This is a genomic window from Bradyrhizobium sp. USDA 3315, from assembly GCF_054056795.1.
In genome coordinates this window covers 1,100,013-1,120,736 of the sequence record NZ_JBSRYP010000001.1, presented here as the reverse complement: position 1 = coordinate 1,120,736, position 20,724 = coordinate 1,100,013, and the positions used below count along the sequence as shown (strand labels likewise).

Sequence of the window (20,724 nt, the reverse complement as noted above, 5' to 3'; positions counted from 1 at the left end):
GCGTAGCGCGCGGCGCGTCGTTGCTTGCACAGGAGTTGGATGGCGCGGACGAGCAGAGGTTCCCGAAAAAAATTCAGGCGGTGGCGCGGAGCCGTTTCAGAACCGCCTCGGTCAATCGCTCGCAGCGCTTGCCCGCGAAGGGGAAGGCCTCCATGACGACGGGGCCGATCTTCCGCTCGACATTGTCGCGCAGCATGGTCCGGGCGCGGTGCAGGCGGGTCTTCACGGTTTCCGGCTTGAGGCCGAGAATCTCAGCGGTCTCCTCGACATTCATGCCCTCGATCACGCGGGTGATGAAGACGAGGCGGAACGCCTCGGGCAGCTCGTCGATCGCGTGCTCGACGACGTGCTGGATTTCGCGCTGGGCCATGGATTTTTCCGGATCGTCTGTTGACGACAGGGGGAACTGGATGATCTGGGCTTCAGGAGCGCCTTTCGGCAGATCGGACCATTCGACGCTGCTGTGCCTGCGGCGCAGGCGGCCGAGTGCCTCGTTCATTGCGATCCGCGACAGCCAGGTCGACAGGCTGGAGTCGCCGCGGAACTGGTCGAGATGGGTAAAGGCGCGCACATAGGCGTCCTGAACCACGTCCTCGGCCTCGTGGTCGTTGCGCAGGATGCCGCGCGCCAGCCGGAACAGCCGGCGATTATTCGCCTGCATGATGGCGCGGATCGCGGCCTCGTCGCGGGCGAGCGCGCGTTGCACGAGCTCGGCATCGTCCGAGCGGGTCGGCGGCAGGGACGTTACATGGGCCTGGCGCATGGCGGGATCGCCCTCACTGTTGGCGGAATCATACCATTGGATGCCAACCGGCCGTACAGGTTCCCGGGAAAATGGTGATCGGTCAAAAAGACCGCTACGGCCTGATATAGGCCTCCGGATCGCCGCGCGCATGCGCCTCCATCGCGTCGAGGAAACAGCGCACCTTCGCCGGGACAAATTGCCGCGCCGGCAACAGCGCATGCACGTTCAGCGGCTCGCAGGCATGATCGGGCAGCAGCCGCCGCAACTCGCCGGCCGCGACGGCGGCTTGGGTATAGCTGGCGGTGACCCGCAGCACGCCATGGCCCGCGAGCGCCGCCTGCAGCCGGACATGGGCATTCGAGCTGGTCAGGCGTGCGCGATCGACCGCGAGATGCTCGACCGCGCCGCCGGGAGCGGTGATCGCCCATGGCGGATCGCTGGGGCCGGTCAGCAGCGGCAGCTTTCTCAGATCATCCAGCGTGCGCGGCTCGCCGAATTTCTCCAGCAGCGCCGGTGCCGCGAACAGGCCGCGCTCGAGCGTGAAGACGCGGCGGATCACGATGCCGGCTGACGGCAGCGGCGCCTCCAGCATCGCAAACACGATGTCGTAGTTCTCGGCGACCGGGCTAACGATGTCGTGCTCGACGTCGATCCGGATCGAAAGCTCCGGATAGCGACCCATCACCGCGCAGGCGACCGGTCCCGCATGATGCGCGCCGAATTCATAAGGCGCCTTGATGCGCAGCGTGCCCGCAACCGCGCTCGACATCGCCAACGCCTCGCTGTGGGTGTCGTGCAGCGCGGTGAACAGCGGGCGCACCTTGCGATAGATGGTTTCGCCGGAATCGGTCAGCCGCAGGTGCCGGGTGGTGCGCTCGATCAGCCGCAGCCCGAGATTGGCTTCGAGACGCTGCACCGCAGCACTGAGACTCGATTTGGGATGGCCGAGCACGCGCGCGGCCGCGGTGAAGCCGCCATGCTCGACAACCTCGCAAAACAGCTCCCAGTCGCGCCACTCCATGGCCGATTGTCCATCCACCGGTACAGTGTGTCCAGCCAAATCGGATTATCCCGGTGACCGCAATCACCTAACCTCGTCGCAACCAAATCTTGCATCGGGAGGGTGAGATGGCTGACGACGGAATTTTCCTGCGCAACACCTGGTACGTGGCGGCGTGGAATCACGAACTGATCGACGGCAAGATGGTCGCGCGCACCATCCTGGAACGGCCGATCGTGCTCTATCGCGGGTCGAGCGGGAAAGTCGTCGCACTGGACGACCGCTGCTGCCATCGCGCCGCGCCGCTTTCGATGGGGCGCATCGAGGGCGACGACATCAGGTGCATGTATCACGGCATGAAGTTCGCGGCCGACGGCAAATGCATCCAGATTCCCGGTCAGGAAACGATCCCCGCCAAGCTCGGCGTGCGCAGCTATCCCGTGGTCGAGCGCTACAATCTGATCTTCATCTGGACCGGCGATCCCGAGAAGGCCGATCCGAAGCTGATCCTCGACTATCCGCCGCTCGAGGATCCCAGATGGCGCGGCCTGCCGGGTTACATGCACTACAAGGCCAACTGGCTCCTGATCGTCGACAACCTCAGCGACTTCGCGCATCTCGCCTTCGTGCACACCAACACGCTCGGCGGCTCCGAGGAATACGCCTACAAGACCAAGCCGGTCGCGATCGAGAAGCTGGATGACGGTTTCCGTGTCGAGCGCTGGCACATGGGCGCCGAGCCGCCGCCCTACCACAAGAAGGTGATCCCGAACAAAGCCGACAAGATCGACCGCCGCAATATCGGCCGCATGATCGTGCCCGGCATCTTCACGCTCGACACCACGTTCGCGCCGGCGGGGCAGGGCGTCGAGAAGGGCGTCCAGGTTCCGGGCACGCGGTCATATCGCAACGCGCAGTTCATGACGCCGGAGACGCGCTCGACCACGCACTTCTTCTGGAATTACCTGCACGATTTCGACATCGACAATCCGAACATCGCACTGTCGCTGCGGCACAGCCTCGAGGAAGGGTTCAACGAGGACAAGGATATCATCGAGGCGCAGCAGCGCGTGTTCGACGCCGATCCGGACTATCAGCTGCTCGCGATCGGCGCCGATGCCCCGCTGACCTATTTCCGCTGGCTGTTCGCGCGCAAGCTCGAGGCGGAGAAGGGCACGGCACGCGCCGCCTAGAGCATGATCCGGAAAAGTGTGAAGCGGTTTTCCGAAAAGATCATGCTCAAACAAGGAGCTAAAGCGCGATGATGATTCAACCCAATCTCATCGCGCTTTAGTCCGTTGCAACTACGGACGTTTGCTGCTTGGCAGCAAGCGGCGCCGGGGTCGCGAGATCGTGACATCCCGGCGTGGCTGCCGCTCCAGCCGGTTTGGCGTAAACTGATCCGACCTGAATTTGTCGGCGTGAAGGTGACCCGCGTTGGCCAGACCATCCCGGTAGCGATCAATCGGTGAATGAGCTTGCCCGAAAAGACGGATCGATCGGATCGAAGTGCGAGCACCAACTGGGCGCAGGACGCCTGGCTATGGCCGTTTGAAGCCGCGCGATTGGCGCTGGACATCTACTCGCAGTGGTACCCCAACCGTCCGCCCGAGCCCACGGATTCGTCGGGCGAAGCGGCGGCGCTGCCCTGGACGACAGCCCATTCGGTCGCGCTTCAGCTGCCGTCGATGTGCCTGCTGGATTTCTCGAGAGCGGCCGAAGGCCGGCCGCTTCTGGTCTGCGCGCCCTATGCGCTGCATCGCGCGCAGATTGCGGATCTTGCCCCCGGCCACAGCCTGATGGAGGCGTTGCAGAAGGCTGGCGTTGCGCGTCTCTATCTCACGGATTGGCGCTCGGCGGCGCCGGAGATGCGATATTTCTCGATCGACACCTTTCTGTCCGATCTCAACGTGGCCGTCGACACGATCGGGCCGCCGGTCGACCTTGCAGGTCTCTGTCAGGGCGGCTGGCTGTCGTTGCTCTATGCGGCGCGCTTTCCCGGCAAGGTACGGCGGCTTGTGCTTGCCGGCAGCCCGGTCGACGTCTCGGTACCGTCGGAGCTTTCCCGGATGGTCGCCTCGCTTCCACCGCAAGGCTTCGAGGCGCTGGTCCGTCAGGGGGATGGGATCATCAGCGGCAAGCACATGCTGCAGGCCTGGAGCATCCCGTTCACCATGCGTGACGCGGAAGCGGCGCTGCAGAGGCGGCTCGACCGCAATTCGGAGGATGCGCGGGCGTTGCTCGATCGCTTCACGCGCTGGAATGACGAGACGCTCGATCTGCCGGGCACCTACTACCTCGAAGTGACCGACTGGATCTTTCGCCAGAACCGGATCGCGGCTGGCGACTTCCTCGCGCTTGGCTGCAAGATCGATCTCGCTGCCGTGAAGCAGCCCGTCTTCCTGCTCGCCGCAGAGAACGACATCGTTGTTCCGCCCGACCAGGCATTTGCGACAGCGCGGCTCTTGGCCACGCCGCCCGCGTGGCTGCAATGCCATACCGAGCCGTGCGGTCACCTCGGACTGTTCATGGGCTGCAAGGCTCTCGCCGGCTCATGGCGCCGGATTGCCCGCTGGCTTCAGTCCGATCTCGGTGAGGCTGCCGGCGAGCAAGCGCGGATCAGCGCGTGAGTGCAAGATGAAAAATGCCCCGAATTGCGCTTTGCAATCCGGGGCATCCGGTATCCGTTGGATGACGTGCGTCGCGTCTATTTCGCCGCGACGACCATGATCTCGACATTGTACTGCGGCGCCGCCAGCTTGGCCTCGACGGTGGCGCGGGCCGGGGTGTTGCCCTGGGAGACCCAGCCGTCCCACACCGCGTTCATCTCCGGGAACGTCTTCATGTCGGTGATGTAGATCGTCGCACTGAGCAGTTTCGACTTGTCGGTGCCGGCCTTGGCGAGGTGGCCGTCGATGATCGACAGGATGTCCTTGGTCTGGTCGGTGACGCTGCCGCCCGCGGCCTTGCCGGCGACGACGCCGGCGAGATAGACGGTGTTGCCGTGCACGACGGCCTGGCTCATGCGCGGGCCGGTTTCGAAACGCTGAATGCTCATTTGGGTCTCCACTTGAATGGCGGGCACTGTCTAACCTGCCAGAGCGAGCGCCGCCACTGCACAATTTGCAGCGCCGTTCACCGAAATCGCTCGAAATTGCTCCGAGATCGGCTCGGCGCAATCAGGTCGGCGGATTCTGCCCATTCGTCCAGCGTGCGAACAGCGCCACTCGCTCGGCCGGCCAGGCACCGTCGCACGGCATGGTCCCGGCCTCGAGCCGTGCCAGGATTTGTTGACAGTGCCTGGCGACATCCGCCTCGTTCCAGAGATCGAAGGCGAACAGCATCGAACTGCGGTCCATCGGCCGGAACAGCGGTCGGATGTGCTGTTCGAACTGCACGGCCTCGCCGGGGCCGGGGAGTGCCACGCTGATCTCGTTCGCGGCCTGCGCATCGCTCGCGGTTGCGGACGGCCGTGCGGCCGGCGTTGCGTTGCAGACCCACCACCAGCGCGGCACCGGCATGTTCGGCGGCGGTGTTGCGCCGGCGCCGGAATTCTCCACTGCGATCCGCGAGCCCCATTCGATATAGGCGACGAAGGCGGCGCGCAATTCCGGATCGCTCGGTAAGCCCGCATCGTCGGCACTCTGCACCATGTAGGTCGCCCACAATGCGCGCTGCTCCGGCCGGATCTCCTTGCCGATGTGCTGCGACACCATTCGCCGATAGCCGCCGTAGCGCTCGGTGTAGAAGCGTGGGCCGCCGAACACCTCGCTGAGCCACGCCGCCACCCGCTCCGGATGGTCCGGCGACATCTCGGCGAACAGCGGACCGAGCAGCGGATCTTCCGGCACGTAACGACTGTAGAAGATGCGCGTCATGTCGAGCAGCGCCGGATAGCCGCCAGCCCATTCGAACAGCGTCGGCTCGCGCATCGGATCGGGAACGGGATCGCGAAACGCGACGTTCCAATGCATGCCGCTGCAAAACGGCTTGTTCAGCGACGCGCCGCAGCGGCACAGGCTGACATGCTCTTGCGACGCGCCCGCGTTCTGTGTGATCGGCGCGCCATCCTCATCGACCAGTTCGACATGGCCGGTGACGCGATAAGGCCCGTCTTTCGACACTTCGATCTGCGGCGGCCTGCTGACGTCGGACAGGTTGGCGTCACGCTTGGGGCCGATACCGATGCCAAGCGCGCCCGACGGGCATCTGCGCACTGCGTTGAGGAGGTCGTCGAGGCGCGCCCCGCTGGCTGCGATGAAAGGCTCCTCGCCGAGACGAAACACCGAGTTAAGGCGGTCGGTGCAGAAGCCGGAATGTGCGCAGGTGCCGCGATTGTCGAACACGAACGCCTGCTGCCCGGCATAAACGTCGAGCCTGTCCGGTGCGCGCCGCGGATCCCTAGCGTCGGTGAAGCCGCGCGCGACGTGGCTGTCGTCGCAGAACGGCCTGGTCTGCGATTGTCCGCAGCGGCAGAGCCGCACCGGGGCCTCCGTTGCGATCGGCACGCCGAGATGATCGACGATCGGAGTGCCGGGCTCCGGTTCGTAAGGCCCATTGCGTCTGACGACGATGCGCTTGCGCGGCTGTTGCTTGTCGCTTGGACCCTGGGCGGAATTGTCGTCTGTCATGTCTTGCAATGATCCCTGAACTCGCCCAACCCGTGCAATGCGTGCTTAGATGGATCGATGGCGGCTCTCAACGAACCAGATGGAAAGTGCCGCGGGAGAGTTGCAATGATCCGCAAGACCAAGCGCAAATATGGTTGCCCGGTCGAGTTCTCGATCGATCAGCTCAGCGGCAAATGGAAGACGGTGATCCTGAGCCGGCTCAAGGTCCGGCCGATGCGCTACGGCGAATTGCGCCACGACATCCCGCAGCTCAGCGACAAGGTGTTGACCGAGCGCCTGCGTGATCTCTGCAACTCGGGCTTCGTCAAGCAGGAGCGCGGCGGCGGCTCCTCGCGCTATTGCCTGACCAAGCGCGGCGAGATGCTGAAGCCGATGCTGCAGGCACTCTACGATTGGGGCGAGGCCAACGCCGATACGTTCGGCGTTCGCTTCCTCAGCGCGGAGGCGGATTAGAGTAAGATGCGCAATTTCGGAATATTAGAATAATGCCTCTGAGTTGCCCGACGTGTCAAGTTGCTTGTTCGAACGCCGGCCACCGCCCGCTACTTGGTACTTTGCATGGGGTTGTTTTCGATGTTTTGACCCGCCCCCCGGCGACGGTCGCATAAGCACTAGTCCAGAGAGCGGATTTCCGGCGGAACCTTAAGCAAGGAAAGCCCGTTGTCGCGGGATGTTGGGGGTAATCAAGACAAGGAATACTCATGCACATCCGCATCTCTACGGCGTCCGTCATCGTTGCGGCGCTCTCGCTCGGAACACCTGCTTGGGCGCAGGTGCAGGGAACGCAACCGAAGGCGATGCCGCAGGCTCAATCTGATCAGCCCACCGCCATCCGGAGCATCCAGGTCGTGGACATCAAGGAACTCAAGCCCGACGCCCGGTCAAAGGTCGAGGCTGTCGTCGCAAAGGCAAGCGAAGACGACCTGCGGAACCTTCGCGGTTCCATCGACGCATCTGAAGAAGCAGTATCCGCGCTGAAGGCGAAGGGCCTGAGCTCGGCACAAGTTGTCGCGGTCAATCTCACCAACGGCATCCTGACGCTTTTCACCAAGACCGCCTGATCGCAACACGGCTCGGGGAACTTCCGCTGAAAAGCCCGCCGGTTCACGCCGGCGGGCCAACGACTGGATCTCGGAGTAGCACGCCTCAGTTCACCGCCTTCGCCGCCGCACGTCCCGCGTTGCGGCCCGAGAACAGGCAACCGCCGAGGAACGTGCCTTCCAGCGAGCGATAGCCGTGCACGCCGCCGCCGCCGAAGCCGGCGGCTTCGCCGGCCGCGTAGAGGCCGCGGATGATCTGGTGATCGTTGCCGAATACGCGCGAATCGAGATCGGTCTCGAACCCGCCGAGCGTCTTGCGGGTGAGGATGTTGAGCTTCACCGCGATCAACGGACCGTGCTCGGGATCGAGGATCCGGTGCGGCTTCGCGGTGCGGATCAATTTGTCGCCGATATAGCGCCGCGCATTGTGCAGGTTCATCACCTGCGCATCCTTGACGTAGGGGTTGGTGATCTCGCGGTCGCGCGCCTCGATCTGCGCCTTGATGGCGTCGAGCTGCAACAGATCGTTGCCTGCGAGCTTGTTCATGGCATCGACGAGATCGGCGAGATTGTCGCGCACGATGAAGTCGGCGCCGTGCTGCTTGAACGCCTCCACCGGCGCCGGCGCGCCCTTGTTGGTGGCGCGCTTGATCGTCATGCGCCAGCTCTTGCCGGTGAGGTCGGGGTTCTGCTCGGAGCCGGACAGCGCGAACTCCTTCTTGATGATGCTCTGGGTCAGGATGAACCACGAATAATCGTAGCCGGTGCCCATGATGTAATGCAGTTGCCCGAGCGTGTCGGAGCCCGGGAACAGCGGCGCCGGCAGCCGCTTGCCCGTCGCGTCGAACCACAGCGACGACGGTCCCGGCAGGATCCGGATGCCGTGACGCGGCCAGATCGGGTTCCAGTTCCGGATGCCCTCGACATAGTGCCACATGCGGTCGCGGTTGATCAGCCGGCCGCCCGCCGCCTCGGTGATGCCGATCATGCGGCCGTCGACATGTTCGGGCACGCCGGAGATCATGAATTTGGGCGGCTCGCCGAGCCGCTTCGGCCAGTTCTGCCGCACCAGATCATGATTGCCGCCGATGCCGCCGGACGCGACGATTACCGCAGGCGCACGGAAGGAAAAGTCGCCGACGACGTTGCGCGAGGAACTCTTGCCGCGCTCGACCGAGCTCGGTTCCAGGATCGCGCCGCCGACGCCGTCGACCACACCGTTGGTGACGCTGAGCGCATCGACGCGGTGGCGGAACTTGAATATCAGCCGTCCGCTTTTCGCGGCCTCGCGCGCGCGGCGTTCGAACGGCTCGACGATGCCGGGTCCGGTGCCCCAGGTGACGTGGAAGCGCGGCACCGAATTGCCATGGCCCATCGCGTCGTAACCGCCGCGCTCGGCCCAGCCGACCACCGGGAAGATGCGATGGCCCATCGCGCGCAGCCAATCGCGTTTCTCGCCCGCCGCGAATGCGACATAGGCTTCAGCCCATTTGCGCGGCCAGTAATCCTCCTCGCGATCGAAACCCGCGGTGCCCATCCAGTCCTGCAGCGCGAGCTCGACCGAATCCTTGATGCCGAGCCGGCGCTGCTCCGGCGAATCGACCAGGAACAGGCCGCCAAACGACCAGAAGGCCTGGCCGCCGATGCTTTGTTCCCCTTCCTGGTCGAGCACGATGACGCGCTTGCCTGCGTCGGCGATCTCGGTTGCGGCCACGAGACCGGCAAGCCCCGCGCCAATCACGATCACATCTGCATCGTCAGCCATGTTCAGGTCCCCCGTCCCGCCGAGATTCAAGACCGCCTCATTGCGTGCGGTCAACGCCAAATGGACCTTGCCTGTGGCGGCGGAGCACCAAGCACGTGCGCCGCGCTGTTCCAGTTTGGGACCTTTCCCCACTTTCACTGCAGCGTGCGCGCAACACCCAATTTGAATTTGTTTTGACCGGCTTCACTCGTCTGGACAAAAATCCGCGCGCACAACACGCTCACGATCGTCTTGCATCACAGACCAAACAGATTCGGTTTCGACTGGGGCTGGCCAAAATGAAGTTGATGACGGGGTTGCTCGCTGCGGTTCTCCTGCTGGCGGGAATGGGGGTGTCTCAAGCTGTAGTCAGGATCGCCGACGATCGCGGCGGCAAGATCGGCGTCTATGTCGACAGGTATCAGGACCTGCGGACTTCGGGCGAGACGGTCATCATCGACGGGCTATGTGCCTCGGCCTGCACCATCGTGCTCGGCAAGGTTCCTCACGACCGGATTTGTGTGACCTCGCACGCCAGCCTCGGCTTCCACGCAGCCTGGGATTACGGCGATAACGGCCGTCCGGTCCCCAATCCCGAAGCCACCCATATGCTGTACCTGATGTATCCGCCGGCGGTACGCAGATGGATTTCGGGGCGTGGTGGCCTGACCCGGCGCATGATCTTCCTGCGCGGCAAGCAACTGCAGGCGCTGTACAAGCCGTGCTACCTCAACGCCCAGGCCTCGGCGCCGAAGCCCGCGCACTAAGCTCCGGCTGCTTCTCTGTTTGACCCTCGTCGGCCATTGGCCTCGGCAGACGCCGGGGCATGAACGCGCCGGCACCGGAATCGCTCGCCATCATTTGACGGCCTGCGACCGCCATTGCGCTTGCTGCCTGCCGGAACCCGGCTTATCTCAGCCTCATGGTTCAGCCGATCTCCACCCGATCCGAGCTCGTAACGGCTCCACAGACCCGGGTGGCGTCTGCGATCCTGTGGGGTGCGGCCGGTATCGGCGGATTGGCCCTGCTTGCCGCTGCCGCGCTCTGGTTCCACTACGGGACCGCGGTGTTTTTCGAAATGATCACGGCCGGCATCTCCGCCTGCTTCTGACAAGGACGCCCTCGCATCATGCCCCGGACCACGCGCCCATTGGTGATCTTCGCTGCCTTCGCGGGCAGTCTGGCGGTCGGCTTGTTCCTCATGCTGTGGGCGATCGGCGGCTTGCGCACCGTTGCCGCGCCGGCCGCGATCGGCGGATCGTTCCAGCTCACCGACCAGTCCGGCCAGACCGTTACCGACAAGAACCTTCAGGGCAAGCCGACCCTGATCTTCTTCGGATTCACCCATTGCCCGGATATCTGCCCGACCTCGTTGTTCGAGATCTCGGAGGTCCTGAAGGCGATGGGCAAGGACGCCGATCGCGTGAATGCCTATTTCGTCTCGGTCGATCCGGAACGCGACACCGCCACCGCGATGAAGGATTACCTGTCGAGCTTCGATCCGCACCTCAAGGGCCTGACCGGCGATCCCGCCGCGATCGCCAAGGTGCTGTCGAGCTATCGTGTCTACGCCAAGAAAGTGCCGCTGAAGGATGGCGACTACACGATGGACCACACCGCGCTGATCTATCTGATGGACCGCGACGGTCATTTCGTCGCGCCGTTCAATCTGAAACGGACGCCGGAAGAGGCGGCGGCCGATCTGAAACGGTATCTCTGATCGCCCTTTCCGGTTCAGAATTAACCCAATCGGCGCTCGCTTCAGGCGCCGATTCGGCTATAAGCCGTTCAATTTCCTGAAATTGCCGGTTATGCCAAATCCCTCTGTCCAGCCCCTTGCCGTCCGTTCGCGCCAGCTTTGCCTGGCCGCGGGCATGATCGCGGCTGCCTTGCTGGCCTTGGCGTACCCTGCAATTGCACAGACACCCCCCGCACAGGCGCCGGCAGCCAAGACGGCTCCTGCTCCGGCTCCGCCCACCAAGGCGGCCCCCGCACAAGCGACACCTTCGGCGCCGGCTGCACCGCAGGCAGCGCCTGCGGCCCCCGCGGCAACCCAGGCGGCCCCGACCCTGCCGCCCAAGGCCGCCGCCGAGGCCGCGCCGCAGGCGGTGCCGGGTTTCTGGGACCCGCGGCGCCGGCCGGACCGCCCGGACCTGTCGCGCCTCACCGTGATCCGCTTTCTGACCGAGACCGACTATCCGCCGTTCAATTTCACCGGTCCCGACGGCAATCCGGCCGGTTTCAACGTCGACCTCGCGCGTTCGCTCTGCGACGAGATCAAGGTCACCTGCACCATCCAGATGCGCCGCTTCGAGACCCTGATCGATGCCCTGGCGACCAACCGGGGCGACGCCATCATCGCGTCGATGGCCGTGACGCCGCAGCTGCGCGCCAAGGTCGATTTCACCGATCCCTATTATCGCGCGCCGGCCCGCTTCGTGTCGCGCCGTGACAACGCGATGCCGGAAATCCGCCCGGAATATCTCGAGGGCAAGAAGGTCGGCGTCATCGCCGGGACCTCGCACGAGGCCTACCTCAAGGCGATGTTCACCGACGCCGAAATCCACTCCTATCCGGATAACGACACGCTGCGCGCGGCGCTGCGCCGCGGCGAGGTCGACTTCGTCTTCGGCGATGCGATCTCGCTCGCGTTCTGGATCAACGGCACCGATTCCGCCGAATGCTGCGCCTTTGCCGGCGGCCCCTTTGTCGAGAGCCGCTATTTCGGCGAGGGCGTCGGCATCGCGGTCCGCAAGGGCAACGACCTGCTCCGGCAGTCGCTGAACTGGGCGCTGTTCCGGATCTGGGAAAAAGGCCGCTTCACCGATCTGTGGCTGCGCTATTTCTCGGTCAGCCCGTTCTGAGTTCGTCATTCCGGGATGGTCCGTAGGGCCAGACCTCAGGGGTGCAATTGCACCCCGGGGAATCTCGAGATTCCGGGTTCGATGCTGCGCATCGCCCCGGAATGACGACAAACTTCCCGTCGTTTTGCATTTTGCCGCGAAAGCGTTAGTTTTCGCGGCCTTTTTGGAGAGAACCTGAGGAATGTCCGTGATTGATCCTTCTGCCAGCCCGAGCGACCTGCGGGCGCTCGCCGAACAATCCAACGCCTGGCCGTTCGAGCAGGCGAAAGCGATTGTGGCGCGGTTGAAGAAAAATCCGAAGGACGAGGTGCTGTTCGAGACCGGCTACGGCCCATCGGGCCTGCCGCATATCGGCACGTTCGGCGAAGTCGCGCGCACCACGATGGTGCGCCACGCCTTCCGCGTGCTCACCGAGGACAAGATCAAGACGCGCCTGCTCGCCTTCTCCGACGACATGGACGGCCTGCGCAAGGTGCCGGACAACGTGCCGAACAAGGAGCTGCTGGAGCAGCATCTCGGCAAGCCGCTGACCAAGGTGCCCGATCCGTTCGGTACCCATCCGAGCTTCGGCCAGCACAACAATGCGCGGCTGCGCGCCTTTCTCGACCAGTTCGGCTTCGACTACGAGTTCGCGAGCTCGACCGAGTACTACACCTCCGGCCGCTTCGATGCCGCGCTGCTGCGCATGCTGGAGCGGATCGAGAAGGTGATGGCGATCATGCTGCCGTCGCTGCGCGAGGAGCGGGCGGCAAGCTACTCGCCGTTCCTGCCGATCTGTCCGCGCACCGGCCTTGTGCTCTACGTGCCGGTGACGGCGCATGACGCCAAGGCCGGCACGATCTCGTATGAAGACCCCGATACCAAGGAGACCGTCACGGTTCCTGTCACCGGCGGCCGCTGCAAGCTGCAATGGAAGCCGGACTGGGCGATGCGCTGGTACGCGCTCGGTGTCGACTATGAAATGGCCGGCAAGGACCTGATCGACTCGGTGAAGCTGTCGGGCAAGATCTGCTCGGCGCTCGGCGGCACGCCGCCGGAAGGTTTCAACTACGAACTGTTCCTCGACGAGAAGGGCCAGAAGATCTCGAAGTCGAAGGGCAACGGCCTGACGATCGACGAGTGGCTGCGCTATGCCTCGCCGGAATCGCTGTCGCTGTTCATGTATCGCGAGCCCAAGGCGGCGAAGCGGCTCTATTTCGACGTCATCCCGCGCAATGTCGACGACTACCAGCAATTCCTCGACGGCTTCACGCGGCAGGAAGCGCGGCAGCAGCTGCAGAATCCGGTCTGGCACATCCATTCCGGCAAGCCGCCGCAGGCCGACATGCCGGTCACCTTCCAGCTGCTGCTGACGCTGGTGTCGTCGTCGAACGCGGAGAATGCCGAGACGCTGTGGGGTTTCATCGGCCGTTATCGTCCGGGCGTGACGCCGCAGACCCATCCGAAGTTAGATGCGATGGTCGGCTACGCCATCAACTACTATCGCGACTTCGTGGCGCCGACCAAGCAGTTCCGCGAGCCGACCGAAGGAGAGCGCGCTGCGCTGCAGGATCTGCGCGATGCGCTCGCCAACATGCCGGCGAACGCGACCGCGGAAGACATCCAGAACGTGGTCTATGAGATCGGCCGCCGCGAGCCGTTCCTCGACATGGTCAAGAAGGGCAAGGACGGCCGTCCCGGCGTCTCGCTCGACTGGTTCAACATGCTCTACCAGGTGCTGCTCGGCCAGGAGAAGGGCCCGCGCTTCGGCTCCTTCGTCGCGGTCTACGGCGTGCAGAACGCGGTCAACATGATCGACGGCGCGCTGGCGCGGTCGTCGTAGGGATCGCGGCGCTCATCGCCGCTCGGCCTGCGCCGCGTCGCGCAGGCCGTCGCTGGTGGCGCGCAGCAGCGTCAGCAGCAGGCCGTTGAGCGGCGTCGGCACGCCGTGCCGTTCGCCGGCCGCGACGATCGCGCCGGTGAGAGCATCGGCTTCGAACGGGCGTCCCGCGACACGATCGAAATACATCGAGGTGCCGGCGTCTGGCGGATAGGTCAACAACGTCGCCAGCATCAGCTCGGCCTCGTCGGGCGCGAGCTGGGCGCCGTCGGCGCGGCCGACATTCGCGGCCTCCTCGAGGATTGCGCGGCACAGCGCCTTGACGTCCGCGCGGCGGAACACCGCCTGCCGCTGCAAGGTGAGCGCGGTGATCGGATTGGCGACCGCATTGAGCAGAAGCTTGCGCCACGCCAGCGTGGTGAAATCGGCGGAGCGCCGCACGCGCATCGCCGTGCCATCCAGCAGCGCTTCGAACGCGCGTCCGTCTGTGTCATCGGCAACCGCGAATTCATGCTCGCCGGCGCGGCGGAAACGGATGCGATCCGGCGCCAGCCGCTCGCCGTTGTAATAGACGATGGTCGGCACGACCGTGGCGGCGCCGACCAATGGCGCCAGCCGCTCCGCGTGGCCGATGCCGTTCTGCAGCACCGCGACGCGCGTCCGCGGCCCGCACAGCCTTTGCAGCCAGGGCGCGCTCGATTCCGTGTCCTGCGCCTTGGTCGACAACAACACCCAGTCGACCGGCGTAGCCGCTGCCGGATCGGTGAGGGCGCGCAGCGGCACTTCCACCGTGCCTTCCGCCCGCTCGACCGTGAGCCGATCGAGCGGGCGCCGGACACAGGCGATCACGTCATGCTTGTCGACCGCCCGCAGCAGGCCGGTGACGATGCCGCCGATGCTGCCGAGGCCGACGATGGCGATGGTCTTGCGGTCGGATGGTCCTGTCATTGCGTAACTCTGGGCTTTGCGGAGTGGGTTGCGTTGGGTTGGAAAGTGCAGGCCGCTCATGTGGCTTTCCGCCGCAGCCAACGAAGCCGCCGAGCCGCGATCTTCGCAGCGCATCATCACACAATGACGCCGAGCCCGCAAAATTCGGATAGCAGGCCATCGGCAATTTCACCGGAGCCTGGCGCCGGATTGCGCTACACTCGCATCCATAAAATCAGCACGGCCTCCGCCGAGAGGCCGGCACAGACGGGAGCATGCGCATGCAGTTCAGGGTTTCGCCGACATCGCTGCAGGACAGTTCGAGCGCCGAGGAATGGCAGGCGCGGGTCGATCTCGCGGCGGCGCATCGGCTCGCCTACATCCACGGCTTTTCGGAAGGTATTTTCAACCACCTCACCTTGGTGGTGCCCGGCCGCACCGACCGCTACTACCAGATCCCGTTCGGCATGCACTGGTCGGAGGTGACAGCATCCTCCTTCATGGAGGTCGGCATCGACGATGCCGAGGTGAAGCGCGGCGAGGGTGAGGTCGAGCGCTCCTGCTTTTGCATCCATGCGCCGATCCACAAGGCGCTGCCGCAGGCCAAGGCCGTGTTCCACACCCACATGCCCTATGCGAGCGCGCTGACACGGCTCGAGGATCCGCGGATCAAGGAGATCGGCCAGACCGAGGTCGGGCTGTCGGAGGCGATCGCATATGACGACCTCTACACCGGCCCCGCGCTCGATCCCGAGGAAGGCGCGCGGCTCGCCAAGGTGATCGGCAACAAGACCATCCTGTTCATGGCCAATCACGGCATCTCGACCGTCGGCGAGACGGTCGCCGATGCCTATGACCGGCTCTATTACATCGAGCGCGCCGCACAGGTGCAGATCTACGCGATGTGGACCCAGCAGCCGCTCAAGCAATTGCCGCAGCATGTGGTGGAGAAGACCAAACGCGATTTCCGCGACGACCATCTCTACAACGGCCCGTCCCCGGCGCAGCGGCATTTCGATGCGCTGAAGCGGATGCTCGATCGCAAGGAGCCGGACTACGCGACGTAATGGGCTTGGATGGCGCTCTAACCTCCGCCGTCTCCCGGCGAAAGCCGGGACCCATTACCACAGGGTCGCGTTGTTGAAGCGCGCTGCGGCCCCAGCGTGGTGTAGCAATAATCTTCGGTGGCTATGGGTCCCGGCTTTCGCCGGGACGACAGTGGTTATGTGGCTACTGGTTTAGCCGGCTACTGGCTCGCCCACACCACGCGTGCGATCCACGCGACTTCCTCGGCATCGAGCATGCGGTCGGGGTGCTCCGGATTGAGCGACGCCAGTTCCAGCATCTTGGCGGTGCGGCGTCTCAATTCTTTCACCATCACCTCGCCGCCGGTCGTGCGCACCACCACGCGGTCGCCGCGGCGGATCGCGGTCGCGGGTGACACCACGATGATGTCACCTTCGCGATAGGCCGGTTTCATCGAGTCGCCCTCGATCTCCAGCGCATAGGCGTGTTCGTCTGATGTCGCCGGTAGCGCCACTTCATCCCAGCCCTTGCCGGCGGGAAAGCCGCTGTCGTCGAAATAGCCGCCGGCGCCGGCCTGCGCGAAGCCGATCAGCGGCACCGACTGTCCGCCGCGCGCGCCATCGCCGAGCAACTGCACGAAGGTCTCCATGCTGGCATTGCTCGCGGCCAGCGCCTTGGAGAGCGATTCGGTCGAGGGCCAGCGCTCGCGCCCGTCGCCGGTCACGCGCTTGGATTTGTTGAAGGTGGTGGGGTCGAGTCCGGACTGCTTGGCAAGGCCCGACGGCGACAGCCCGGCGCGTTCGGCGAGCCGGTCGAGCGCGGCCCAGACCTGCGCGTGGGTCAGCGGTCGGGTGGCTTTGGGCTGTTTGGCCATCGAGGTATCCCGGATGGTAGGAATTATTGCCTGAAACTTGGCGTTTTCGCAAATCTGTCGGCCGATGTGCCCTGGCACCGCTTGAGTTGCGCCGCCGCCGCCGATACGGTCCCTCGCTCGCCAGATGGCGTCTGGGGCATTTCCCCTCAAATCCGGATAAAACCCCAAGAGACTCAAGGACAAAAGGGAAGGCCGGCCCGTGCCGATGATCTACAAAATCACCCCCGCTTCGGCCTGGCGCGAGGCTGAGCGGCAGGGCGTGTACCGGGGCAGTGCCGACGACAAACGCGACGGCTTCATCCATTTTTCCACCGCCTCCCAGGTGGCCGAGACCGCGCGCAAGCACTACCACGGGCAAACCGGCCTGTTCCTGGTCGCGGTCGATGCCGATGCGCTGGGCGATGCCCTGCGCTGGGAGCGGTCGCGCAATGACGAGCTGTTCCCGCATCTCTATGGCGAACTCGACCTCGGCGCGGTCACCGAGATCCTCGACCTGCGCGCGCGCTCCGACGGTGGCCACGACGTTCCGGAGCTCAAGCCGTGATCCGTGCCTTCGACGCCTTTTCGCTGCCGCTGCTGCGTTGGTTCGATCCCGAAGATGCCCATCGCATGGCGATCCAGGGCCTGAAGCTGCTGCCGCCGATCCGGCAGCGGCCGGATGACCCCAAGCTCGCGGTGCGTGCCTTCGGACTCAACTTTCCAAATCCGATCGGCATGGCGGCGGGTTTTGACAAGAGCGCGGAGGTGCCCGACGCGCTGCTGCGGCTCGGCTTCGGCTTTGTCGAGATCGGCTCGGTGACGCCGAAGCCGCAAGGCGGCAACCCGCGGCCGCGGCTGTTTCGCCTGGAGCGCGACGAGGCCGTCATCAACCGCATGGGCTTCAACAATGACGGTGCGGAGGCCGTGCTGCGGCGGCTCGCCGCGCGCGCCAGCGCCGGCGGCATCGTCGGGGTCAATGTCGGGGCCAACAAGGATTCGCCCGACCGCGCAGCCGATTATGTGAAGCTGATCGAGACGTTTGCGCCGGTCGCGAGCTATTTCACCGTCAATGTCTCCTCGCCGAACACGCCCGGCCTGCGCAATCTGCAGCAATCGGCGGCGCTCGACGATCTGCTGGCGCGGGTCATCGATACCCGCGAGCGCGTGCGCAAGAACGCCGGCGATTCGCCGGTCCTGCTCAAGATCGCGCCCGACCTCAGCCTCGCCGAGCTCGACGACGTCGTGCACATCGCCCGCTCGCGCCGCGTCGACGGCATGATCGTCGCCAACACCACGCTGGCGCGGCCCTCGACCTTGCGCGAGGAGAATCGCGCCAAGGAGCAGGGCGGCCTGTCGGGCCGTCCGCTGTTCCGGCTGTCGACGCGGATGGTGGCCGAGACCTATGTCCGTGTCGAAGGCGCGTTTCCGCTGATCGGCGTCGGCGGCATCGATAGCGGCGGCGCCGCACTGACCAAGATCCGTGCCGGGGCCAGCCTGATCCAGCTCTATTCCTCGCTGGTCTACAAGGGCCTTGGCCTCGTCGACGACATCAAGCGCGATCTGTCCTCGACCCTGCTGCGCACCGGCCGCGACTCGCTGTCGGAAATCGTCGGCGCCGATGCGGCGACGATTACAGCCGAGGAGTGGCCGGTGAGGTAGGTGCGGGTAGCCCGGATGAAGCGAAATCCGGCTGCGCCCTAACCTCCCCTTGAAAAGGGGAGGTCGCTTTGCTCGCCAGAGCAAAGCGGGTGGGGATCAGCTCTCTCCATGAGCTGCGTCGCCTGTGGCTGACCCCCATCCCGACCTTCCCCCTTTCAGGTCCTTTCAGGGGGAAGGGGAAGAGAACTTCGTAGCCCGGATTGCGCTTCGCTCCATCCGGGCTACGGACTTACGCCGTCTTGAACGTCTTCCGCAGCAGCGCCGGATAGCGCAGGCCCTGCAGGCCGCCGCGCGCGACGTAGAAGCCGAGCAGCGCGATCCACAGGCCGGTGTTGCCGAACGAGCTGAGCGCCCACCAGGTGGCGAGGAAGATCGCAAGCGAGGCCAGCATCAGATTGCGCATCTCGCGCGCCCAGGTGGCGCCGACATAGATGCCGTCGAAGCCGAACGCGAACACGCCGGGCAGGGGTGCCAGGATCACGAACGGCAGGAACTCGCGCGCATAGCGGCGCACGTCGTCGCTGGTCGTCATCAAATTGATCAGCGCCGGTCCGAACAGTGCGAACAGCACCGACACCACCAGCGCAAAGCCGATCCCCCACAGCAGCACCAGCCGGGTCGAATCGGAAAAGCCGCGTGGATCGCGTGCGCCGAAGGCGCGGCCGCACAGCTGTTGGGCGGCATTGGCGAGGCCGTCGAGGAAGAAGGCGCTCACCAGCAGGAAATTGTTCAGCACCGAATTCGCCGCCAGCGTCACGTCGCCTTCGCGCGCGCCCTTGGCGGTGAAAAACAGGAACACGACGATCAGCGCCGCGGTGCGGACCATGATGTCGCGATTGACCGCCAGCATGCGCATCAGCTTGGCGCGGTCGAACAGCGTGGCCGCGGGCACCGCGAAGCCGCCTTGCGAGATCCGCCAGGCCACGACGATGCCGACAGCGAAACCGGCGGTCTCGGCGAGCACGGCGGCGATCGCGGCACCGGCGATGCCGGTGCCGTAGACCTGCACCAGCAGCACGGTCGCGGCCATGTTGATCAAATTGATCACGATCTGCAGCGCCAGCGCCAGATTGGCGCGGGCCTGGCCGACCAGCCAGCCGAGGATGACGTAATTGGCGAGCGCCAGCGGCGCCGACCAGATCCGGATCATGAAATAGGCTTTGGCCGCGCGCGTGACGCCTTCGCTGCCGCCCATCAGCTGAAACGTGACCGCGGCGAGCGGCACCTGCAGCGCGATCAGCGCCGCGCCGATCAGGCCGGCGACGATGAAGCCGCGCACCAGGATGGCGGCATATTCCTTGATCTCGCCGGCGCCCTGCGCCTGTGCGGTGAAGGCCAGCGTGCTCATGCGCAGGAAGGCGAACAGCCAGAACAGGCAGTCGAAGATCACCGAGGCCATCGCCACGCCGCCGAGCAGCGCGGCGTCGTCGAGGCGGCCGATCGCGGTGGTCGAGACGATGCCGATCAGCGGCGTGGTCAGGTTGGCGACCATCGCGGGGCCGGCGATGGCGAACACCTGACGCGTCGTGATCTTCGGGTGGATGGGTGCGTGCATGGCTACAATTGCAAGGAATATCCGTTTCTATCGCGACATCCGTCGCGCGACCATGCCGGAATTGTTCTCAGAGCAATGCGATGGCGGAAGATCGGCGGGCAAGGCATTGCATGGTCAGAGCGCCACGACCATGCCGTCGCTCGCCGCCGTGTAGGGCAAATCGTCGATGCGGCCGAGCATGTCGTCGCTCATATGGGTCAGCACCACGCGCCTGGCGTTGATGGCGGGCAAATGCGCTTCCAGCGTCTTCAGGCTGAGATGGTTCTTGACCATCTTGTCGTAGGTATAGGCTTCGGCGATGAAGAGGTCGGCGTCCTGCGCCGCCGGGATCAGCGCGTCGGTCCATTCGGTGTCGGCGCTGTAGCTGATGATGCGGCCTTCCGCCTCGACGCGGTACGCGAAGAACGGCCCGCCGGACTCGCCATGCACGACAGGGTAGGGCGTCACGGTCACCTCGCCGAAGCTGCGCGTTTCGCGCGGCGCCAGCGTAACGACGGATAGATCGAAGCGTTGTTTGGTTTTGGAGGAATGCTCGAACATCACCTCCATCACCGCAGGCAGTTTCGTTTCGATGCCTTCGGGCCCGGCGATCACCAGCGGCCGGGTGCGGCGGGAGAACTGCGCGTCGAGCAGGAAGAACGGCAGGCCGGCAAAATGGTCGCCGTGGAAATGCGTGATCAGGATCAGGTCGATTGCGTCGCGGTCGATCTCGAGCCGCTTCATCGCCGGCAGCGACGAGGCGCCGCAATCGATCAGGAAATTGCTGCGCGCGCCGCTGACGTGGAAACAGGTGTTGAAGCGGCCGCCGGAGCCGAATGCATCGCCGCAGCCGACAAATCGCAATTGCATCGGCTGCGAACT

At 64.9% G+C, this 20,724-nt stretch carries 21 protein-coding genes; 12 read left to right on the top strand and 9 right to left on the bottom strand.

Translation table 11 applies throughout. The features are described from left to right. Window positions 1-73 precede the first annotated feature (73 nt). Both ACVIYL_RS05205 and ACVIYL_RS05200 read right to left on the bottom strand, forming a co-directional pair. Window positions 74-763, bottom strand: a complete 690-nt coding sequence (locus tag ACVIYL_RS05205) for an RNA polymerase sigma factor (protein ID WP_456777914.1) — start codon at window positions 761-763, stop codon at window positions 74-76. A 94-nt stretch (window positions 764-857) separates the two neighbouring features. Then, window positions 858-1,766 (bottom strand): LysR family transcriptional regulator, encoded by a 909-nt coding sequence (locus ACVIYL_RS05200; protein WP_456777913.1) that lies wholly within the window; start codon window positions 1,764-1,766, stop codon window positions 858-860. Window positions 1,767-1,873: 107 nt separating this feature from the next. Between ACVIYL_RS05200 and ACVIYL_RS05195 the strand changes: the two genes are divergently transcribed. Continuing rightward, window positions 1,874-2,938, top strand: coding sequence for an aromatic ring-hydroxylating dioxygenase subunit alpha (locus ACVIYL_RS05195; protein ID WP_456777912.1), 1,065 nt, complete (start codon window positions 1,874-1,876; stop codon window positions 2,936-2,938). Between the two features lie 285 nt (window positions 2,939-3,223). After that, window positions 3,224-4,375 (top strand): alpha/beta fold hydrolase, encoded by a 1,152-nt coding sequence (locus ACVIYL_RS05190; protein WP_456777911.1) that lies wholly within the window; start codon window positions 3,224-3,226, stop codon window positions 4,373-4,375. 77 nt (window positions 4,376-4,452) lie between these two features. Here the strand turns inward: ACVIYL_RS05190 and ACVIYL_RS05185 are convergent, their stop codons facing one another. Next, window positions 4,453-4,803: a RidA family protein gene (locus tag ACVIYL_RS05185; protein ID WP_028334578.1), complete on the bottom strand. Its 351-nt coding sequence runs from the start codon at window positions 4,801-4,803 to the stop codon at window positions 4,453-4,455. Between the two features lie 121 nt (window positions 4,804-4,924). Then, entirely contained in the window at window positions 4,925-6,376 is a 1,452-nt protein-coding gene (locus ACVIYL_RS05180; RefSeq protein ID WP_456777910.1) for a CDGSH iron-sulfur domain-containing protein, read from the bottom strand. A gap of 105 nt (window positions 6,377-6,481) precedes the next feature. On the opposite strand from ACVIYL_RS05180, the gene ACVIYL_RS05175 reads away from it, so the two are divergent. Together ACVIYL_RS05175 and ACVIYL_RS05170 are read left to right on the top strand one after the other, a co-directional pair. Next, window positions 6,482-6,829, top strand: a complete 348-nt coding sequence (locus ACVIYL_RS05175; protein WP_163153530.1) for a winged helix-turn-helix transcriptional regulator — start codon at window positions 6,482-6,484, stop codon at window positions 6,827-6,829. A 248-nt stretch (window positions 6,830-7,077) separates the two neighbouring features. Continuing rightward, complete coding sequence (locus tag ACVIYL_RS05170; RefSeq protein WP_168858453.1) at window positions 7,078-7,437, top strand: hypothetical protein; 360 nt, start codon at window positions 7,078-7,080, stop codon at window positions 7,435-7,437. Window positions 7,438-7,522: 85 nt separating this feature from the next. Here the strand turns inward: ACVIYL_RS05170 and ACVIYL_RS05165 are convergent, their stop codons facing one another. Then, window positions 7,523-9,181, bottom strand: coding sequence for an FAD-binding dehydrogenase (locus tag ACVIYL_RS05165; protein ID WP_456777909.1), 1,659 nt, complete (start codon window positions 9,179-9,181; stop codon window positions 7,523-7,525). Between the two features lie 278 nt (window positions 9,182-9,459). Between ACVIYL_RS05165 and ACVIYL_RS05160 the strand changes: the two genes are divergently transcribed. From ACVIYL_RS05160 to ACVIYL_RS05140, 5 genes are all read left to right on the top strand, one after another. Beyond that, window positions 9,460-9,927: a hypothetical protein gene (locus ACVIYL_RS05160; protein WP_057016040.1), complete on the top strand. Its 468-nt coding sequence runs from the start codon at window positions 9,460-9,462 to the stop codon at window positions 9,925-9,927. 209 nt (window positions 9,928-10,136) lie between these two features. Next, complete coding sequence (locus ACVIYL_RS05155; protein WP_276486903.1) at window positions 10,137-10,271, top strand: hypothetical protein; 135 nt, start codon at window positions 10,137-10,139, stop codon at window positions 10,269-10,271. An 18-nt stretch (window positions 10,272-10,289) separates the two neighbouring features. After that, a complete protein-coding gene (locus ACVIYL_RS05150) occupies window positions 10,290-10,880 on the top strand; it encodes an SCO family protein (protein ID WP_028339030.1) in 591 nt (196 codons plus the stop codon). A gap of 154 nt (window positions 10,881-11,034) precedes the next feature. Then, the gene (locus tag ACVIYL_RS05145; RefSeq protein ID WP_456777908.1) at window positions 11,035-12,024 is read left to right on the top strand and encodes a transporter substrate-binding domain-containing protein; all 990 of its coding nucleotides are present in this window, start codon (window positions 11,035-11,037) and stop codon (window positions 12,022-12,024) included. A gap of 181 nt (window positions 12,025-12,205) precedes the next feature. Continuing rightward, window positions 12,206-13,846, top strand: a complete 1,641-nt coding sequence (locus ACVIYL_RS05140; protein WP_229189382.1) for a lysine--tRNA ligase — start codon at window positions 12,206-12,208, stop codon at window positions 13,844-13,846. A gap of 12 nt (window positions 13,847-13,858) precedes the next feature. Here ACVIYL_RS05140 and ACVIYL_RS05135 read toward each other — a convergent pair whose 3' ends face one another. After that, complete coding sequence (locus ACVIYL_RS05135; RefSeq protein WP_456777907.1) at window positions 13,859-14,791, bottom strand: 2-dehydropantoate 2-reductase; 933 nt, start codon at window positions 14,789-14,791, stop codon at window positions 13,859-13,861. A gap of 260 nt (window positions 14,792-15,051) precedes the next feature. On the opposite strand from ACVIYL_RS05135, the gene ACVIYL_RS05130 reads away from it, so the two are divergent. Beyond that, window positions 15,052-15,837 carry a class II aldolase/adducin family protein gene (locus tag ACVIYL_RS05130; protein ID WP_456777906.1) on the top strand — a complete coding sequence of 262 codons (786 nt, stop codon included), beginning with the start codon at window positions 15,052-15,054 and terminating at the stop codon, window positions 15,835-15,837. A 179-nt stretch (window positions 15,838-16,016) separates the two neighbouring features. Here ACVIYL_RS05130 and ACVIYL_RS05125 read toward each other — a convergent pair whose 3' ends face one another. Beyond that, complete coding sequence (locus ACVIYL_RS05125; RefSeq protein ID WP_016844853.1) at window positions 16,017-16,670, bottom strand: S24 family peptidase; 654 nt, start codon at window positions 16,668-16,670, stop codon at window positions 16,017-16,019. 199 nt (window positions 16,671-16,869) lie between these two features. Between ACVIYL_RS05125 and ACVIYL_RS05120 the strand changes: the two genes are divergently transcribed. Both ACVIYL_RS05120 and ACVIYL_RS05115 read left to right on the top strand, forming a co-directional pair. Beyond that, window positions 16,870-17,214 (top strand): DUF952 domain-containing protein, encoded by a 345-nt coding sequence (locus tag ACVIYL_RS05120; protein ID WP_028334591.1) that lies wholly within the window; start codon window positions 16,870-16,872, stop codon window positions 17,212-17,214. After that, on the top strand, window positions 17,211-18,308 hold the full coding sequence (locus tag ACVIYL_RS05115; RefSeq protein WP_225642147.1) for a quinone-dependent dihydroorotate dehydrogenase: 1,098 nt from the start codon (window positions 17,211-17,213) through the stop codon (window positions 18,306-18,308). The genes ACVIYL_RS05120 and ACVIYL_RS05115 overlap by 4 nt, the downstream gene beginning before the upstream one ends. 229 nt (window positions 18,309-18,537) lie before the next feature. Here ACVIYL_RS05115 and ACVIYL_RS05110 read toward each other — a convergent pair whose 3' ends face one another. Further along, complete coding sequence (locus ACVIYL_RS05110) at window positions 18,538-19,863, bottom strand: MATE family efflux transporter (RefSeq protein WP_456777905.1); 1,326 nt, start codon at window positions 19,861-19,863, stop codon at window positions 18,538-18,540. Between the two features lie 114 nt (window positions 19,864-19,977). Next, window positions 19,978-20,712 (bottom strand): MBL fold metallo-hydrolase, encoded by a 735-nt coding sequence (locus ACVIYL_RS05105; RefSeq protein ID WP_456777904.1) that lies wholly within the window; start codon window positions 20,710-20,712, stop codon window positions 19,978-19,980. Window positions 20,713-20,724 lie beyond the last annotated feature (12 nt).

What these genes read in the sequence shown, in the direction of transcription:
- ACVIYL_RS05110 (WP_456777905.1), bottom strand. Translation starts at nt 19,863, where the DNA reads ATGCACGCACCCATCCACCCGAAGATCACGACGCGTCAGGTGTTCGCC.
- ACVIYL_RS05200 (WP_456777913.1), bottom strand. Translation starts at nt 1,766, where the DNA reads ATGGAGTGGCGCGACTGGGAGCTGTTTTGCGAGGTTGTCGAGCATGGC.
- ACVIYL_RS05105 (WP_456777904.1), bottom strand. Translation starts at nt 20,712, where the DNA reads ATGCAATTGCGATTTGTCGGCTGCGGCGATGCATTCGGCTCCGGCGGC.
- ACVIYL_RS05165 (WP_456777909.1), bottom strand. Translation starts at nt 9,181, where the DNA reads ATGGCTGACGATGCAGATGTGATCGTGATTGGCGCGGGGCTTGCCGGT.
- ACVIYL_RS05180 (WP_456777910.1), bottom strand. Translation starts at nt 6,376, where the DNA reads ATGACAGACGACAATTCCGCCCAGGGTCCAAGCGACAAGCAACAGCCG.
- ACVIYL_RS05205 (WP_456777914.1), bottom strand. Translation starts at nt 763, where the DNA reads ATGCGCCAGGCCCATGTAACGTCCCTGCCGCCGACCCGCTCGGACGAT.
- ACVIYL_RS05135 (WP_456777907.1), bottom strand. Translation starts at nt 14,791, where the DNA reads ATGACAGGACCATCCGACCGCAAGACCATCGCCATCGTCGGCCTCGGC.
- ACVIYL_RS05170 (WP_168858453.1), top strand. Translation starts at nt 7,078, where the DNA reads ATGCACATCCGCATCTCTACGGCGTCCGTCATCGTTGCGGCGCTCTCG.
- ACVIYL_RS05195 (WP_456777912.1), top strand. Translation starts at nt 1,874, where the DNA reads ATGGCTGACGACGGAATTTTCCTGCGCAACACCTGGTACGTGGCGGCG.
- ACVIYL_RS05175 (WP_163153530.1), top strand. Translation starts at nt 6,482, where the DNA reads ATGATCCGCAAGACCAAGCGCAAATATGGTTGCCCGGTCGAGTTCTCG.
- ACVIYL_RS05150 (WP_028339030.1), top strand. Translation starts at nt 10,290, where the DNA reads ATGCCCCGGACCACGCGCCCATTGGTGATCTTCGCTGCCTTCGCGGGC.
- ACVIYL_RS05145 (WP_456777908.1), top strand. Translation starts at nt 11,035, where the DNA reads ATGATCGCGGCTGCCTTGCTGGCCTTGGCGTACCCTGCAATTGCACAG.
- ACVIYL_RS05125 (WP_016844853.1), bottom strand. Translation starts at nt 16,670, where the DNA reads ATGGCCAAACAGCCCAAAGCCACCCGACCGCTGACCCACGCGCAGGTC.
- ACVIYL_RS05140 (WP_229189382.1), top strand. Translation starts at nt 12,206, where the DNA reads ATGTCCGTGATTGATCCTTCTGCCAGCCCGAGCGACCTGCGGGCGCTC.
- ACVIYL_RS05185 (WP_028334578.1), bottom strand. Translation starts at nt 4,803, where the DNA reads ATGAGCATTCAGCGTTTCGAAACCGGCCCGCGCATGAGCCAGGCCGTC.
- ACVIYL_RS05130 (WP_456777906.1), top strand. Translation starts at nt 15,052, where the DNA reads ATGCAGTTCAGGGTTTCGCCGACATCGCTGCAGGACAGTTCGAGCGCC.
- ACVIYL_RS05160 (WP_057016040.1), top strand. Translation starts at nt 9,460, where the DNA reads ATGAAGTTGATGACGGGGTTGCTCGCTGCGGTTCTCCTGCTGGCGGGA.